General features: G+C 49.1%; 15 protein-coding genes and 1 pseudogene. 12 read left to right on the top strand and 4 right to left on the bottom strand.

The genetic code is table 11. From position 1 onward, the window contains the following. Window positions 1-19 precede the first annotated feature (19 nt). The 9 genes from deoD to GCU48_RS06665 all read left to right on the top strand — a co-directional run bounded on the left by deoD (window position 20) and on the right by GCU48_RS06665 (window position 8,821). On the top strand, window positions 20-727 hold the full coding sequence (gene deoD / locus GCU48_RS06705) for a purine-nucleoside phosphorylase (RefSeq protein WP_025719435.1): 708 nt from the start codon (window positions 20-22) through the stop codon (window positions 725-727). A 32-nt stretch (window positions 728-759) separates the two neighbouring features. Next, complete coding sequence (locus tag GCU48_RS06700; RefSeq protein ID WP_152379490.1) at window positions 760-2,061, top strand: pyrimidine-nucleoside phosphorylase; 1,302 nt, start codon at window positions 760-762, stop codon at window positions 2,059-2,061. A 156-nt stretch (window positions 2,062-2,217) separates the two neighbouring features. Further along, entirely contained in the window at window positions 2,218-2,760 is a 543-nt protein-coding gene (locus GCU48_RS06695; RefSeq protein ID WP_244316106.1) for a TetR/AcrR family transcriptional regulator, read from the top strand. A gap of 137 nt (window positions 2,761-2,897) precedes the next feature. Then, window positions 2,898-3,395 carry a hypothetical protein gene (locus tag GCU48_RS06690; RefSeq protein WP_152379488.1) on the top strand — a complete coding sequence of 166 codons (498 nt, stop codon included), beginning with the start codon at window positions 2,898-2,900 and terminating at the stop codon, window positions 3,393-3,395. A gap of 119 nt (window positions 3,396-3,514) precedes the next feature. After that, window positions 3,515-4,198 (top strand): hypothetical protein, encoded by a 684-nt coding sequence (locus tag GCU48_RS06685; RefSeq protein ID WP_152379487.1) that lies wholly within the window; start codon window positions 3,515-3,517, stop codon window positions 4,196-4,198. A 385-nt stretch (window positions 4,199-4,583) separates the two neighbouring features. Next, window positions 4,584-5,630 carry a sulfate ABC transporter substrate-binding protein gene (locus tag GCU48_RS06680; RefSeq protein ID WP_025719445.1) on the top strand — a complete coding sequence of 349 codons (1,047 nt, stop codon included), beginning with the start codon at window positions 4,584-4,586 and terminating at the stop codon, window positions 5,628-5,630. 85 nt (window positions 5,631-5,715) lie between these two features. After that, window positions 5,716-6,549, top strand: coding sequence for a sulfate ABC transporter permease subunit CysT (cysT, locus tag GCU48_RS06675; RefSeq protein ID WP_025719447.1), 834 nt, complete (start codon window positions 5,716-5,718; stop codon window positions 6,547-6,549). 47 nt (window positions 6,550-6,596) lie between these two features. Beyond that, on the top strand, window positions 6,597-7,472 hold the full coding sequence (gene cysW, locus GCU48_RS06670; RefSeq protein WP_025719449.1) for a sulfate ABC transporter permease subunit CysW: 876 nt from the start codon (window positions 6,597-6,599) through the stop codon (window positions 7,470-7,472). A 218-nt stretch (window positions 7,473-7,690) separates the two neighbouring features. Beyond that, a complete protein-coding gene (locus GCU48_RS06665) occupies window positions 7,691-8,821 on the top strand; it encodes an aminotransferase class V-fold PLP-dependent enzyme (protein WP_152379486.1) in 1,131 nt (376 codons plus the stop codon). A 103-nt stretch (window positions 8,822-8,924) separates the two neighbouring features. On the opposite strand, the gene phnE (GCU48_RS06660) is transcribed toward GCU48_RS06665, so the two are convergent. The 4 genes from phnE (GCU48_RS06660) to GCU48_RS06645 form a co-directional block, all read right to left on the bottom strand. Continuing rightward, complete coding sequence (gene phnE, locus GCU48_RS06660; protein ID WP_152379485.1) at window positions 8,925-9,722, bottom strand: phosphonate ABC transporter, permease protein PhnE; 798 nt, start codon at window positions 9,720-9,722, stop codon at window positions 8,925-8,927. Then, window positions 9,719-10,573 carry a phosphonate ABC transporter, permease protein PhnE gene (phnE, locus tag GCU48_RS06655; protein WP_152379484.1) on the bottom strand — a complete coding sequence of 285 codons (855 nt, stop codon included), beginning with the start codon at window positions 10,571-10,573 and terminating at the stop codon, window positions 9,719-9,721. The genes phnE (GCU48_RS06660) and phnE (GCU48_RS06655) overlap by 4 nt, the downstream gene beginning before the upstream one ends. Next, window positions 10,570-11,340, bottom strand: coding sequence for a phosphonate ABC transporter ATP-binding protein (phnC, locus tag GCU48_RS06650; protein ID WP_152379483.1), 771 nt, complete (start codon window positions 11,338-11,340; stop codon window positions 10,570-10,572). The genes phnE (GCU48_RS06655) and phnC overlap by 4 nt, the downstream gene beginning before the upstream one ends. 133 nt (window positions 11,341-11,473) lie before the next feature. Beyond that, complete coding sequence (locus tag GCU48_RS06645; RefSeq protein ID WP_152379482.1) at window positions 11,474-12,442, bottom strand: phosphate/phosphite/phosphonate ABC transporter substrate-binding protein; 969 nt, start codon at window positions 12,440-12,442, stop codon at window positions 11,474-11,476. Window positions 12,443-12,653: 211 nt separating this feature from the next. On the opposite strand from GCU48_RS06645, the pseudogene GCU48_RS06640 reads away from it, so the two are divergent. The 3 genes and pseudogenes from GCU48_RS06640 (at window position 12,654) to thiD (ending at window position 17,201) form a co-directional block, all read left to right on the top strand. Next, window positions 12,654-14,551: pseudogene (locus GCU48_RS06640) on the top strand (bifunctional 2',3'-cyclic-nucleotide 2'-phosphodiesterase/3'-nucleotidase). A 237-nt stretch (window positions 14,552-14,788) separates the two neighbouring features. Beyond that, window positions 14,789-16,195: a DNA-binding protein gene (locus GCU48_RS06635; RefSeq protein ID WP_152379481.1), complete on the top strand. Its 1,407-nt coding sequence runs from the start codon at window positions 14,789-14,791 to the stop codon at window positions 16,193-16,195. A 196-nt stretch (window positions 16,196-16,391) separates the two neighbouring features. Continuing rightward, window positions 16,392-17,201, top strand: a complete 810-nt coding sequence (gene thiD, locus GCU48_RS06630; RefSeq protein WP_025719462.1) for a bifunctional hydroxymethylpyrimidine kinase/phosphomethylpyrimidine kinase — start codon at window positions 16,392-16,394, stop codon at window positions 17,199-17,201. Window positions 17,202-17,414 lie beyond the last annotated feature (213 nt).

Below are 17,414 nucleotides of genomic sequence, written 5' to 3'. Positions count from 1 at the left end.
GGGACGGAGGAATAGAACAATGAGTGTACACATTGGAGCTAAGCCAGGAGAAATTGCAGAAACGATTTTGCTGCCAGGAGACCCGCTGCGGGCGAAGTTTATCGCTGAAACGTATCTGGAGGACGTGACCTGCTACAACGAGGTACGCGGAATGCTCGGATTTACGGGAACGTATCAAGGCAAACGCCTGTCTGTACAGGGAACCGGAATGGGACTGCCTTCGATCAGTATTTATGTCAATGAGCTGATCAGCGAGTACGGTGTAAAAAACTTGTTCCGTGTAGGCACATGCGGCGGGATGAAGGAGCATGTGCATGTTCGTGACGTGATTTTGGCACAGGCTTCGTGTACGGATTCTGGCATGAACCGTCATATCTTTGGCGGCTACGACTATTCGCCGATTGCCAGCTTCCCTCTTTTAAAGGGCGCTTATGATCGCGGTGTTGCCAAAGGCTTGAACATGCATGTCGGCAACGTATTCAGTTCGGACAGCTTCTATCGTGATGACAAATCAGTGGTGCAAAAGCTGATGGAATACGGCGTGCTGGGTGTCGAAATGGAGACTTCGGCTTTGTATACGCTGGCAGCCAAATTTGGCGTTAACGCGCTGACAATTTTGACGGTAAGCGATCATTTGCTGACAGGTGAAGAAACAACGGCGGAAGAACGGCAAACCACCTTTAAAGAAATGATGGAAGTTGCACTGGATACAGCAGTATCCCTGTAAACGATCATACGCACAGTGAGGAGTAATGACATATGAGAATGGTAGACTTGATCGAGAAAAAACGTGATGGAAAAGAACTGAGTACGGAGGAAATTAATTTTATTATCCAAGGCTACACTCAGGGTGAAATTCCTGACTATCAGGTCAGTGCATTGGCGATGTCCATTTTCTTCAAAGATATGACCGAACGGGAACGTGCTGATCTGACCATGGCGATGGTCCATTCAGGTGATACGATTGATCTGTCCGCGATTGAAGGAGTAAAGGTCGATAAGCACTCGACTGGTGGTGTGGGCGATACGACAACGCTGGTACTGGCCCCGCTCGTAGCGGCCTTGGACATTCCGGTGGCAAAAATGTCAGGTCGCGGCCTCGGACATACCGGGGGAACGATTGACAAGCTGGAGGCCATCGCCGGCTTCCACGTAGAAATCAGCAAGGATGAATTTGTGGAGCTGGTGAACCGCAGTAAAATTGCTGTGGTCGGACAAAGCGGCAACCTGACGCCTGCGGACAAAAAGCTGTATGCCTTGCGTGACGTTACAGCAACGGTAAACTCGATTCCGCTCATTGCCAGTTCGATTATGAGTAAAAAAATCGCAGCCGGCTCCGATGCCATCGTATTGGATGTCAAGACAGGTGCAGGCGCATTCATGAAAACGGTAGACGATGCCAGAGAGCTGGCACATGCGATGGTAAGCATCGGGAATAATGTCGGCCGCAAAACGATGGCGGTTATTTCTGATATGAGCCAACCGCTGGGTCTGGCCATTGGCAACTCGCTGGAAGTCAAAGAAGCGATTGATACACTGCGCGGTGAAGGACCCAAAGATCTGGAAGAGCTGTGTATGGCCTTGGGCAGCCAAATGGTATTTTTGGCCGGGAAAGCAGATTCCCTCGAAAATGCTGAAGAGAAGCTCAAAGAAGTGATTCGCAACGGCAAAGCACTGGAGAAATTCAAGGAGTTTATTGCCAATCAGGGCGGTGATGCTTCTGTAGTGGATCATCCTGAACGCTTGCCGCAGGCACAGTATCTCATTGAAGTACCTGCGAAGCAGGATGGTGTGGTGGCCGAGATCGTAGCGGACGAAATCGGTACGGCTGCGATGCTGCTTGGAGCAGGACGTGCGACCAAAGAATCCGAGATTGATCTGGCTGTCGGCCTGATGCTGAACAAAAAGGTCGGCGATGCGGTTAAAAAAGGCGACTCGCTGGTTACCATCCATGCGAACCGTGAAGACGTAGCCCAGGTGCTGGAGAAAATCTACGCGAACATCCGGATTGCGGATCAAGCGGAAGCGCCAGTGCTGATCTACGGAACGGTGACAGAATAAGCACAAGAGCCGGTGTCCCCATAATTCAAAGGGGCTCCGGCTTTTTTCATTTTTTAGGTCGAAATGTGATCAGAGAAAAAAAGTGTTGTTCATTCTGACGAACGTTCGTAAGGGAACGGAAAACATGACACTGCAAAAAAAATTAAAACGGCTGGTTTGCATCAATTTGCGAGAAAGGGATACGATGCCGCTTCTCTGCAATTGATTGCAGATGAGGTAGGGATAAAGAAGCAGTCTATTTACAACCATTTTAAAAGCAAAGATGATTTGTTCTTGGATATATTTTCTGATGCGGTGAAGCAGGAAATTCTGGAGTTGGATCGTTATTTTCATGAGCAATCTGAGCAGCCGCTTGAAGCTGTTCTGCGGGGGCTCATCGCCGAATTCAAGGACCGTTATGGGAGCGCCATGAATTTGCGTTTGATTTTGTATGTCGGCTTTCTGATACCGTCCAATCTGGAGGCCCAAATTCAGGCCATGGTTATACGCTATGTCCAGCATAAGACAAATTTGGTGTGTGAGCGAATTGCGGCCGAAACGTCGGTAAAGCTGCGTGTTCCAGCCCGATCTGCCGCAACAGCTTATATGAATTTAATCGAAGGCATGCTGGTAGAGCTTGTGTATAACGGAACCGCCGATTTTGATCCGCGTCTGGAAAGCTCTTGGGATATTTACTGGCATGGACTAATTCAGAATTGAGTAAATGAAAGCGGGCATGGGCCATTGGTGTAGTAGGAGAACATGAACGGAGGATGCTTTTGATCCGGTTTGGAAAATATGGCAGCTGGACTCATAATAGATATGAGTTCGGCTTTTTTTGTGAAGGAGGGCATAAAATGGTGGAAAAATGGGTTTGGATGGGCGTTGCGGGGGTGATCGTAGGTTATGCGACTTTTGCCAGTATCCATACCACGAATACTACATCAACATCAACGTCGTATGTGACGCACCCGGCAGCTCCGCTTAGCGCGCAGAGTAAGCAGGGAGACGCAGCCAAGCGTATCGTACAAGATCAAAGAATGCACTTTGGAGGACAAGGACAAACGGACTTTAAATTTGAAGAGGGGCGCAAGCTGTACATCAGCATCAAAAATACAGGAAAGCAACCCTTACAATACAGCCTCACCAGTTCGAATGGATCAGACTTGGAAGGTACAACGAGCGGATTTACTAAACGAACGTTACAGCCGGGAGAACGCCATGATCTGTTGTTTGTAAAGCAGGAGGGGCAGGCAGAAGCGGGAAGCGACTCCTCGAATAAGTTGATCTTGAACGTAAGCACAGACGATGGATCGCAAGGAACCGTTAAAACTTTCGCATATATTACACTGTAAGCTCCTTCCAGAATGGGCACGACATGCGGTCATTAGCCTACTATGTTACAATAGAACGGTTGAACTTAATGAACAGAATAGGCCAGAGCAGAAAGCAGAAGCAGAAAGGATGACCCGTTGTGCCCAAAAACCATGAATTCGGTAATCAAAAGCTGTCACGTAAGCTGTCGCTCACAGCCGTTTTACTTACACTTACATTTGTTGCTCTTGCTGGCTGCGGCCAGGATAAGAATGCTGAAGCCAACAATACCGGAAGCAGTACAAGCGTGATTGAGAACGGAGCCGATGCGAATCGTAGCGGTTCAGCCCAAAATGACAAAGCAGCCAAAGAGAGTGGGAATGCAGAAAACAGCAGCAATGACGCGCAAAAGTCCACTCCTTCGGTCCCGGCTGCTTCATCGGATGCAGTTTCTTCCCCGACACCCTCCAATCCATCTCAAAATCCTTTTGAGGTAGCAGGCATTCAAGACCCTAAAGCGTTTTTGAACACGTTCAAAGCGTTACAAAAGGCTGTTGCCGACAATGACAAAGAGAAGGTGGCCAATTATATTTTTTACCCTTTGCGTGTCAATGATAGCGAGAAATCGCTAACGATTCCGAATAAGAAAGACTTTATTGCCAAGTATGATCAGATTTTTACGGATGCGATTCGTGAAGCGCTGGTGAACCAAAAGACGGATGATTTGTTTGTCAATTACCAAGGAGTTATGGTTGGCTCGGGTGAGCTGTGGTTAAGAAGAGACACCGACAATCCGAAGCTTTTTGGAGTTTTTTCGATTAATCTTGAAACCGTGGCCAACTAAGCAATACTCCGCGTGTGAAAATAACCCCTAAGCAGTCGGAAACATACTTTCATGTTTCTGGCTGTCCTCTCTCTTTGAAGCAAACAAAACACAGATAGCCCATGCCAAAAAAAAGTTTGACATTGTTCATAAACACTCGTATTATATTCGTATAACTCATTAAACAGGTAGGAATTAAAGATTTAAAGTATTAAAGTATGGTCATTATGATCACGCCATTGTGGCGGAGAACCTCTAGGAACAGCAGGCAGATACTGTCCACGCGACAGGTTTGACCTATCAGAGCTGCATCAGGGAATTCTCCGCTATTTTTCTGAATAGGCCTGTAAATAACAGGCGTAAATGAATGTGTTTTCACAAAATACATAGAATTAGGGGTGTCTTGATGAAGAGTAAATGGAAAATTGGACTTATTCTCGGACTATCTTTGGTTTTAACGATTATGCTAAGTGCTTGCGGGGCAAGTAAGGAGGGGAGCTCAGCTTCCGGCTCCAAGGATGTCGAGTTGCTTAACGTTTCTTATGACCCTACCCGTGAGCTGTATGAGGCATATAATAAAGCGTTTGCCGCGCATTGGGAAAAGGAGAAAGGGCAGAAGGTGACGATCAAGCAGTCCCATGGGGGATCTGGCAAGCAAAGTCGCTCTGTGCAGGATGGACTGGATGCGGATGTGGTCACTCTGGCCCTGGGCTATGATATTGATGCGCTACAGGAAAAAGGACTTATTAAAGAGGGATGGCAAAATAAATATGAGCATAACAGCTCTCCATACACTTCAACCATCGTGCTGTTAGTGCGCAAAGGCAATCCGAAAGGGATCAAGGACTGGGATGATTTAATCCGTGGTGATGTGCAGGTCATCACACCAAATCCTAAAACTTCGGGTGGAGCCCGTTGGAACTATCTTGCGGCTTGGGCCTATGCGCTCAAGAAAAACAATAACGATGAAGCAAAAGCTCAGCAGTTTGTACAGGAGCTATACAAGCACGTACCGGTACTGGATAGCGGAGCGCGCGGGGCGACTACGACCTTTGTGGAGCGTGGAATTGGCGATGTGCTGATTGCTTGGGAAAATGAAGCATTGCTCTCTGTGAAGGAGCTGGGTGCGGATAAGTTTGATATCGTGTATCCGTCGATCAGTATTTTGGCTGAGCCTCCGGTGGCGATCGTCGATAAGGTTGTAGATAAAAAAGGCACACGTGAGGTAGCGGACGCGTACCTGAAATATTTGTACAGTGAAGAAGGGCAGACCATTGCAGCCAAGAACTATTACCGTCCAACGCTGGATAGTGTAAAGGCGAAATTCAAGAATCAATTTCCGGATATGGAGCTCGTAACCTTGAAGGATGTTTTTGGAACGTGGAAGGAAACGCAGCAGAAGCATTTTAGTGATAAGGGTATTTTTGACCAGATTTATGTACCCGGCAGTTGATAAATAAGTCGTCTGTCAAGTCGGAGAGGATCGGTAATACGCAAGCGTTTAGAGTGAAAGGATTTCAGAGAGGGATGGACAGAACATGAGTCAAGTGCAAGCCACCCGAAAACGCGTACTTCCCGGATTCGGGTTAACGATGGGTTATAGTGTGCTGTACCTTAGTTTGGTGGTGCTGCTGCCTTTATCGGCGCTGCTTCTGAACTCAACCGGACTGACGTGGGAGAAATTTTGGGACGTGGCAACGGATGTGAGGGTGCTGGCTTCCTACAAGGTCAGCTTTCTGTGTGCCGCGGCAGCGGCTTTGATCGACCTGTTTCTCGGCTTATTGATAGCCTGGGTATTGGTGCGGTATGAGTTTCCGGGAAAACGGATTTTCGATGCGGTCATTGATCTGCCCTTTGCTTTGCCTACTGCAGTTGCGGGTGTTGCTTTGACCGCTCTATATGCGCCAAATGGTTGGATCGGTTCGCTGTTCGAACCGTTGGGCTGGAAGATGGCGTATTCGCAGACGGGCATTACACTTGCGCTGATGTTTATCGGCATTCCGTTTGTCGTGCGGACGGTGCAGCCAGTGCTGGAGGAGATGGACAAGGACGAGGAAGAGGTTGCTGCAACGCTGGGAGCGGGCAGATGGCGTACCTTCCGCAGCGTGATTTTGCCGGAGTTGATTCCGCCGCTGCTGACGGGCTTTGCACTCGCATTTGCCCGGGGCATTGGCGAGTACGGTTCTGTTGTCTTCATCTCCGGCAATATGCCGATGAAAACCGAGATTGCTCCGCTGCTCATTATGTCCAAGCTGGAGCAAAATGACTATGCAGGAGCAACGGCAGTAGCGATGATGCTGCTGGTAATTTCGTTCTTGCTGTTATTTGTGATTAATAGCATTCAACGCTGGTCACGGCGTCGTGCCATATAATTAATGTAGGGCAGCGGTACAGCCGCGTTCTAAGGAGGGACATGATCATGTCACAAGCGATAACGGGGCAGGGGCTTGCTCATGCACCAGTACCTTCATCTGCACCGCCCCACAGGGTTACAAGCGAGGCACCCTGGGTAAAGTGGACGCTGATTGGTGCTGCTTTTCTTGCTTTGCTATGGGTGCTGGTATTGCCGCTGATCGTCGTGCTTACCGAAGCACTCAAGCAGGGCTGGAGTGTATACATCGAAGCGTTGCGGGACCCGGACGCGATGTCCGCGTTACAGCTGACGCTGCTGGTGGCAGCCATAACGGTGCCGCTGAATACGGTATTTGGCGTAGCCGCCGCTTGGCTGATCACAAAATTTCAATTTCGCGGCAAAGGCTTGCTGGTCACCTTGATTGATTTACCCTTCGCGATCTCACCTGTCGTCGGCGGATTGATGTATGTGTTGGTGTTTGGCGCACAAGGCTGGCTTGGGCCGTGGCTGGATGAGCATGATATTAAAATAATATTTGCCTTGCCGGGCATTATTTTGGCAACGCTGTTCATCACCTTTCCGTTTGTGGCGCGCGAACTCATTCCCATGATGGAGGATCAGGGACAGCAGGAGGAAGAGGCGGCTGTTATGCTGGGCGCTCGCGGCTGGCGTATTTTTTGGAAGGTGACGCTGCCGAATATCAAATGGGGTCTGCTCTATGGCATCATTCTATGTAATGCGAGAGCCATGGGGGAATTCGGCGCGGTGTCCGTCGTCTCCGGACATATCCGGGGAGAGACGAACACACTGCCGCTGCATGTGGAGATTTTGTATAATGAATATCAATTTTCGGCATCCTTTGCCGTGGCTTCGTTGCTGCTGCTTCTGGCTCTCGCTACCTTGGTGCTTAAAAGCTGGTTTGGGCGCAAGCGCGGACATTAATTTTGGTCCTGTGCTCTTTCAGCGGGCTTATTGCATGATTGACTTTAGGATAAACGTAACAAGCGAATGTGCTTGAGCCCATAGAGCCTCTCTTGGTGTCTATCGTCTTATTACCGACGAGAAGATGGAAGGGAGGCTCTTGTTCTAAGCCGGCTTCTATGGATAATAAAATGATCATATCAAGGCACGCAGCTGTGTCCAGGAGGAGCGAAGGGAATATGAAACATCCGTTTCAGTCCTACCGTCAGGTGTTTCCGGTGCTGTCCTCACATATCCATGTTGGGAGCTGTTCCCAAGGGGCTGTATCGAGGCAGGTTTCTGCTGCAATTGAGGAGTACCATCGAAGCTTGCTGCAATATGGCAATAACGGCGAGCTGTCTATGGCACGCTTGGAGGAAGCCAGAGCGCATTTTGCCAAGCTAATCGGGGCGGAGCCTGACGAAATTGCAGTGCTGTCCTCAGCCTCTGAGGCCATTGCCGGGGTGGCGACTGCACTTCCTTATGTACCGGGAAAAGAAGGCATTGTATATGCGGACACCGACTTTCCGACGGTGGGACACATTTGGCAAGCACAGGAGTTGTTCCGTGATCACATCCGTTGTATCCCCTCCATCGAAGGAGAGGTTACGATAGAGCAGTATAAGGAGCATATTACGGAAAAAACTGCACTCGTTATAGCATCCCATGTGAATTATACCCATGGATTTCAGCAGGATCTAAAATCCATTGCAGCTATAGCTCATCAAAATCAGGCGCTGCTGTTTGTGGATGCCTATCAGTCAGCGGGGGTCATTCCGGTGGATGTAAAGGCAATGGGCATAGATATTCTGGTGACTGGAGCACGTAAATATATGTTGGGAATACCAGGAGTGGCTTTTCTGTATGTAAGCAAGGATCGAATAGACCGCTTCAAGCCTCGACTTACGGGCTGGCTAGGACAGGAGCTTGCTTCCCGGTTTGATATTGCTCACCCGGTTCCGGCGGTGGGAACCCGACGCTTCGAGTCGGGATTGCCTTCGTTCATCAGCATTTTTGCCGCGAATGCGGCCTTAAAGCTGCTGCTGGAGATCGGGGTCACGAATATTCAGGCATATATGAGTGAATTGTTGGAGTTTTCCGTTGCGTATGGAAGTCGCAAAGGACTGAACATACGTATACCTTACAGGGGAGGCACATTACCAAGCCTGCTCGCTGTTGAAGTAGCAGACGTAACGGCTGTGGAGATGCGTTTGAGAAGCCAAAATATGATCGTTTCGGCACGAAAGGATGTCATCCGTGTAGCTCCGCATTTTTACAATACAGCTGAGGAGATTAGGCGGGTGATGGATGAGCTGGCGAGGATTTGTTGAATAGGAAAAGCCTCCTTCTGTGTGAATGGGAGTGGGACACTTCCCTTTTACACAGAAGAGGCTTTATTGGGCTTCTAGCTTATAAATTATATAAATAAAAAGACTATACGATCCGTTTGCGCAGCCAGCCGGAAATCAGATCCGTCAAAATGATCAGGACCACAATGCCCAGTAAAATAACGCCTACGCGGTTCCAGTTTCGCATTTGGAGTGCAAACAGCAGCGGAGTACCAATACCGCCTGCACCGACCAGACCGAGTGTGGTGGCGGAGCGGATATTAATTTCAAAACGATAAAGCGAATAGGAAAGAAACTGTGGGATCACCTGCGGCAGTACGGCGAAGAAAATCACCTGCAGACGATTGGCGCCACACGCGACCAAGGCTTCCTGCGGCCCGTGATCGACGCTTTCGATCGTTTCTGAAAATAGCTTCGCCAGCATGCCGATCGAGTGAATACCAAGGGCAAGCACCCCGGCAAACGAGCCGGGTCCAACGGCTTTAATAAACAGAATGGCGACGATCATTTCGGGAAATACCCGGATGACACTAAGTACAAATTTCCCGCTGCCTGATAGGGGACGCAATCGGGTCAAATTGCTGGACGCCCAAAAGGCGAATGGAAGACAGACAAACGCGGATACGAAGGTTCCGAGAATTGAAATGACCAGCGTATCCAGCAGCCCGCGCAATAAATCCTCTCCTTCAGGGATGTAGACGAATGACCAGTCGGGATGGAGAAAGCCGTCCAATATAGCGACAGAGACACTTTTGGCCGTTCCCTGTAATCCTTCAAACTGCATCCCGCGAAAAGCCCAAATATAAATAATGATTAGCAGAATAGCTATCGCCCATAGGCGCAGGCGGGAGCCAACAGGTCTGCGAAGCGTAGGATCATTCATAATAATTTCCTCCGTAGCAGGTTACTGCCGTAATCAATCGCAAGGACGATGACGAGGGTCAGTAGAATAATGATGCTTGCCCGGTCATATCGGAACAGCCCGAGGGAACGGTCAAGCAGCAGACCGATACCTCCAGCGCCGACCAGGCCCAGCACGGAAGCCGCACGCACATTAACCTCAAAGGTGTACAGCAAGTACGACACAAAATAAGGCAGCGCCTGCGGCACAACACCGAAGGCAATGACCTGAATGCGGCTTGCACCGACGGCAGTCATAGCCTCCAACGGCCCGGGATCAATCGCTTCAATCGCTTCGAACGTCAGCTTGGCTATGATGCCGAAGGAGAAGAAAAGCAGGGCGAGCATCCCTGCAAACGGTCCGATGCCGAACACCGCCACAAAGATGGAGGCAAACAGCAAATCGGGGATCGTCCGCACCAGATTTAGAATCGTGCGCATGGGCAGCGAAATCAGCTTGCGCGGCATCACATTGTAGGCACATAGCAACGCGACAGGGATCGCCAGGATGGCTCCCAGTGTCGTGCCAACAATGGCAATCTGGATCGTTTCCAGCATCGGCTTCCAGATGGTGGGCAGGTAGCTCCAGTCAGGCGGAAACATTTCGCGCAGCAGCTTGCCCATTTCGGGCAAGCCAACGATCAACTGGTAAGGCGTGGCATCCGTATGAATGGAGCAGGCTACCAGCACTACGATAAAAATCATACAGGTGGCATAACGCTTGTAACGCCCCGGCAAGGGTGGTCCGGTGGGCGACTTGCCGGGCTGCGGCGGTCCGGTATGTGGCGACGGCGGCGTCGAAGAGAGTGGCTGGGCCGTAGAGTCGGGCTTCATGATCCCACTCCCAGTAGTTCATCATGCTTGATGGCCCGGCCGTAGATCTCCGCAAAGGCCTCATCTGTAGCTTCCTCCGGCGTGCCGTCAAAGACAACCGCACCGGCGCGCAGCCCGATAATCCGCGTCGCATATTCGCGCGCCAGGTCAATGAAATGCAGATTGACGATGGTCGTAATCTGCATTTCACGATTGATCCGCTGGAGATCGTCCATGACCTGGCGGGTGGTCAGCGGATCAAGCGATGCGACAGGCTCGTCCGCCAGTATAATCTTGGCCTCCTGCGCCAGCGCGCGGGCGATAGATACACGCTGCTGTTGGCCACCGGACAGCTCATCGGCCCGGCTGTAGGCTTTTTCGCGGATGTTCACGCGTTCCAGTGCCGTCAGCGCCAGCTCCACATCCTCCTTCGGAAAAAGGCCGAGAACAGTTCTGAGCGTCGAATGATAGCCGACACGACCGGAAAGTACATTGCGGAGCACGGTCGACCGCTTAACCAGATTGAAGCTTTGAAAGATCATGCCGATATCGCGGCGAATGCGCCGCAGCTCGCTGCTTCCGGTAGACGTAACAGACCTGCCGCCTACGACAATGTCGCCGGAGGTAATGTCATGCAATCGGTTAATGGAACGCAGCAGGGTGGACTTGCCTGCACCGGACAAGCCGACAATAACGACCATTTCCCCCTCTTTAATCGTCAGATTAATATTGTTCAACCCTTTGGTGCCGTTTGGGTACGTTTTCGATACGTTGCGGAATTCGATCATTTGCTCCCAACTTTCTCCCCCGATGGGGTGGAATGAAAACAACACCGCCATGAATACATGGACGGTGCTGCCCTGTCATTCGTAATGCCTGTTTCGTAGCTGCTGCTTCATTACAATTGCGAGTTTGCTCCTGTTACTTAACCGTTTGGCCGACGGCTTCGGCATATTCACGTACAGAGTCGAAGTTTTTATCGTCGCCCTTTTCATAACCTACGTGTGTGTAGATTTCCTTAATGATTTCGCCGCCCTTCGGGTCTTTGGCGATATCTATAAAGGCCTGGCTGATTTTGTCTCTCCACGCTTGATCCATATCGGAACGTACGCTGACCGTGTCATTCGGAATTTTTGCTGTGTAATGAATGACGCGTGTTTTTTCAAATATATCCGGAATTTCCTTCTTTACCGTGTTGCGCGCATCCTGGAAAACAGCTACAGCATCAACCTGACCGTTCAGCAGCGCCAGAATAGCGGCATCATGGCCTTTGATCGTTACACCCTGTACATCCGTATCCGGGTCCACGCCGGCTTTTTTTAGCTCGGCTGCGGGATACACGTAGCCTGCCGAGGAGGTTACATTTTGCCAGCCGATTTTTTTGCCCTTCAGATCAGCCAGGCTTTTAATCGGAGAATCTTTTTTCACCACGATCATTGATTTGTAAAAGTTTACCTTTTCAGTTGTGTCCTTGCCTGTGGCATCATCAATGCCGTAGCGTTGGGCTTGCAGCAGCAAATCGGCTGCTTTGCGATTATCGTGTGCCAGCACATAGGCGTTTGGTGGAAGGAAACCTACATCTACCTGTTTGGAAGACATGGCTTCGACAATCGTGTTGTAGTCAGGAGATACCGTTACTTTCACCGGAATTCCAAGCTTGTCCCCTAGCAGCTTTTCGAGCGGCTTGGCTTTGGCTTCGAGCGTATCAGCATTTTGGGAAGGAACGAACTGTACCTTTAACTCTGTAGGAACATAGGCTGTGCTTTCGCTTTTCGTGCCATCTGTGCCAGGAGTGGACGCGCTGTTGTTATTGCTTACATTGGAGCTGCAAGCAGCCAGACCTGCCGCCAGTGTGAAGGTCATGCACAAGGTCAGTGCTTTTTTGAACAAAATAATTTCCCCCTAAAACATAGTAATTAAAGAAGTCAGCCAAATCTTAACAGCTAGTCCGACGGCTAGGGTTAAAACCACTCCTGACTTTGGTGAAAGTAATGTAAAATTTATCATATAGTTACCTGCTTTGATTCATTTAACATTCTCTTAACAGTGGTCTGCTAGACTTGTTCAAGCTCTATGACCGAAGCTGGGGGAGAGAACAGAATTGGATACAAATGAAGTGATACATCTGGAAACATCACGTCCGGTGAGGGTAAAATTTCGCATCATGGTTACGACGGATCTACATGTCAGCTTGTGGAATTATGATTACTTTGCAGATGAGGAAACGTTGCAGTATGGTCTGGCACAAACCGCCAGCTTGATTCGAGCGGCCCGGTCTGAGGTGTCCAACCATCTTCTGCTGGATAACGGGGATGTCATTCAGGGAAATCCAATGGGTGATTATGCTGTGCAGCGTCTTCAACAGAACTCCAGTGCTGTGCATCCTGCTTACAAAGCAATGAATCTTTTAGGGTACGAGGCAGGAAATATCGGTAATCATGAATTTAACTATGGATTGGAATATTTGCAGACCTGCCTTCGGGGAGCGCGATTTCCTTATATGAATGCCAACATTTATGTAGCGGGAGAAAATGAACAAAACTATTTCACACCATATCTGCTGCTGGACAAAACGGTAGAGGATGAAGCAGGCGGTAAGCATCTTTAAAGGTGGGGATAATCGGCTTTGTGCCTCCACAAATTATGCAATGGGACAAGGCATGGCTGGAGGGAAAAATCATCGTCAAGGATATGCTGGAAACGGCAAGACGGTTTATTCCCCAAATGAAGGCTGAGGGAGCCGATCTGATCATTGCTATGCCCCATGCGGGCTTTGAGGATATTCCTGAAACGCCATATATGGAAAATACGGTGCTGCCGCTAAGCAGGGTGGAGGGAATTGACGCCATTCTGTTTGGTCATGCGCATAAAGTATTCCCCGGGCCTTTGTTTGTTGGTAAAACGGGTGTTGATACGGAACGAGGCACCATCCACGATATTCCGGCGGTAGAGCCGGGCTTCTGGGGGGATCATCTGGGTATTATTGACCTCGACCTTACTCTTATGGAAGGAAAGTGGGAGGTGGTTGCATCTTCTGCCGAGGTACGCCCGGTGTATGATCCGGTACAGAAGAAGGCGCTGGTGCAGCCGGATACTGCAATTCAGCAGTTGGTAGCAGAGGAGCACGCCGGAACATTGGAGTATATTCGCGCTCCTGTAGGCCAAACGATGGTGCCGGTGAACAGCTTCTTTGCCCAAGTGATGGATGATGCTTCAATTCAACTCGTAAATGATGCGCAAATTTGGTATGTGAAGCAGCAGATGCAAGGGAGCGAGCATGAAGATTTACCCGTTCTGTCGGCAGCGGCTCCATTTAAGACGGGCGGCAGATACGGACCTTCGTACTACACTGATATTCCGGCAGGGATGTTGGCGATCAAGCATATCGCAGATTTGTATAACTTCCCGAATACGCTGCATGTCGTCCGGTTGACCGGAGCGGAAATCAGGGAATGGCTTGAGTGGTCTGCCGGACAATTCCGGCAGATTGATCCTTTGGCAGAGCATGAGCAAGAGCTGATTGATGCTGATTTTCCGAGCTTTAATTTTGATATCATCGACGGGATCAGGTATCAAATTGATGTAACGCAGCCTGCCAGGTATGATATTGCCGGGAAATTAAAGGAGCCGGATGTGCACAGAATCCTTCATATGTCTTTCGGAGGAGAGCCAATGGATATGCAGCGAAGCTATTTGGTGGCCACGAACAACTATCGCGCGTTCTCCTCTGCGCTCGTTAATCCGGGTGGAGAACGAATCGTACTTGCTTCACCGGATGAAAATCGGCACGTGCTGACCGAATATGTGCAGCAAATGAAGACATTGACGCCAAAAGCAGATGGTCACTGGTCCCTTGTCCCATGGGTGGGGCGTCCATATGTGACGTTTCTGACCTCTCCGCAAGCCACGGAGGCCGCCCAAGCCTATTCCGAGCTGCTTTATGAAGGATTAACCATAGAAGGCTACGCCAAGTTCGCTATTGATTTTGGGCGTCTATAAGTCTATACCAAACTACTTTCTACTCTCGCATCACAGCACATAAACAGACCAAACCTTCCGGGGTGGTCTTTTTTCATAATACGGTTTTAATATCGTACGAAATTCGTGATTTTATATGTCCAGAGTCGCGTTTAAGTTATTGACCTGCCGTATAATTAGACATATACTTTGATTAAACAAATTTTGGTTTAAAAGGTAATGAAAAAGTCATCATCATTCGTTTGAGGGGGTGTCCCTTTGGAAAAAAACACCACGATTCGCGCAAAAATTGAAAAGTATATTCAAAGTGAAGGCATTTCGATGCAGTGTTTTGCAGATGCTTCCAAGGTAAATCCGGGTACACTCAGCGGTATTCTTAACCGGAACCCTCCACGGCCTATTTCAGTCAATCAGCTTGATCTAATCACCGAGGCCATGGGATTAGAAGAAGGGGCTTTGTTCGAGATGTATGTGGATGAATGCTTTGTTCATTCCTTACCGCACTGGCGGAGGCTGCGTCCCTTTCTTCTCCGTTGCTCGGAGTTGAACAAGCTGGACTGCATACGCAGTGTGCTTGGCTATCTGATGGATGATTTATCGAACATTCCAGCTATTTTTGAGACAGCAGAAGAGATGTTTGAGAATGATCGACATGAAGCCTCCATGCTTCTGTATGATTGTGTTATCGAGAGTGAGAAGTATACCCATTCCGAACGCTTGGCGATCAGCTATTTTCGTATTTTCCAGGTTCAGATTAAGGATAACAAACAGAACTTGAAGGCCGCTGTGCAATTCCATTTATATCGTAGCCGTTTACCGGAAACATACGCATTGGAAGGCTTACATATGCTGTCCCAAGTGTTTGCGTCAAAAATGCAATGGTCTGAGATGGAAATGTATGCGGATGAGCTAAGAGAGCTGGCGCAGGCGTTATATCGCAATCGGAACCGATTTGGGGATGAGCACCTGGAGCTGCTTAAGCCGCTCGTTTATTACTATGCCCAGGGACATCTGCTGAAGGCCAGCTGCTATGAGTTTCAGGGCAGATATGAGGAATCCAAGCAATGGATTGAAGGTTATGCAGATTTAAGCTGGTTTGAGGGCTTGGACGAGGAAGGTTGGAAAGTAGTCGAAATGCACCGTGTATATGCTCAGGGCAACCGACTTTGTATTGAAATTAAAATGGGTAACACTGCTGCAATCTATGAGTATATTACTTATCTGCGCGAACATCCGGATGAGACACTGGAAGGCTTGAACACATTGCTCGAATCAGCGAACCGGTTCGGTTATTTTGCGGATGCCGAGCTGGGATTGTTCAGTCAGCAACTCAAGAGCTTCTGGGAGCTTGCACCGGAACAATGGGACACTCATTATCGCAAGCACTTTAATGCATTCCGCTTTGCATCCTTTTGCAAGGTGTATGCGGAATATCATTTTCGAAAGGGCGATTTCTCTGAGGGATTGAGACAAACACTGCATTGCTTACAGCTGTCTATAGATAATAGCTATACCGAGCATATCATCGGTTGCATGGCCTTATTTGAGCAGCACCGGAATTTTGCTACTCCAGAACAGCAGCATTTGTATCAAAGCCTTTGTCTCGGCGTAAGCGAAAATGGAAAGAATCATGCCTATGATCACAGTACCGGTGGGTATTCGTAATTCTAACTTTCATGTGAACTCTTCATATAACACGTTCTTACGAGGATGTTCCCGTTCCAAAGGGGAATGTTCTCGTTTTTTTGCCATTGCGGATTCCTGTGACTTTTAGCATGGAAAAGACGCTTTGCGCGTTGACAAGTTTCGCATGCGGGATTAGGATAAATGCAGCACAGAAAGTGAAGGAGAGCATGTACAAATGACGATTCCCAAAACATTAACGATAGCGGGCTCCGACACAAGCGGTGGAGCAGGTATTCAGGCAGACCTGAAAACCTTTCAGGAGCTTGGCGTATATGGCATGACCGTATTGACAACCGTAGTTGCGATGGGACCTAAAACCTGGGACCATCTTGTATATCCTGTTGCGTTGGATGTAGTGGAAGCGCAGCTGCGTACTGTATTGGAAGGTATCGGCTTTGATGCGATGAAAACTGGTATGCTCGGTTCCGTTGATATTATCGAGCTGGTAGCCAGCCATTTGAAAAAACATGATCTGAAGCGGATCGTAATTGACCCGGTTATGGTCTGCAAAGGTACGGATGAAGTGCTTCAGCCGGAAAATACAGAGGCGATGCTGGAGTTGTTAATCCCCGGCGCTGATCTGGTAACGCCGAACCTGTTCGAGGCTTCGCAGTTGGCGAAGACTGGACCGATCACGACACTGGAGCAGATGCAGGAAGCGGCTGCCGTTATCCATGAGCGCGGAGCGAAGCACGTGCTGATCAAGGACCGTGGTAAAATTAGCGCAGGCAAAGCGATGGACCTGCTGTATGATGGAATCACGTTTGACTGGTTTGAGGCCGATGTGGTAAAAACGAGCTTTACCCATGGTGCAGGCTGCACCACTTCGGCTGCGGTAACGGCTGGTTTGGCTCAAGGGCTGACTGTACGTGAAGCGGTGGATCAGGCCAAGAAATTTATCACACAGGCAATTGCGGGCGGCTTCAAGCTGAATGAATTCGTCGGTCCGACCCTGCATGCCGCACACCGTTTACAAAATCAATAAGCACGCAAAATCATTAAGTTTGCTAAAATCATTATGCATCAATGTGTGTAACAGAGAAGGTCTTATAAATCTTCATCAGGCTGCATAGATATAATAATTGCTTTAGGCAAAGATATCCCTGAGATAAAAGCCAGCTGAGCTTAAAAAGCCGAAATACATGGTATTGCGGCTTTTTAGGTTGTCTTTTTTTGGAACAAAAGCTTCCAGTTTTGT

This window comes from Paenibacillus brasilensis (assembly GCF_009363115.1).
In the GTDB taxonomy this organism is placed as follows: domain Bacteria; phylum Bacillota; class Bacilli; order Paenibacillales; family Paenibacillaceae; genus Paenibacillus; species Paenibacillus brasilensis.
This window is presented reverse-complemented; position numbering and strand designations above follow the sequence as displayed.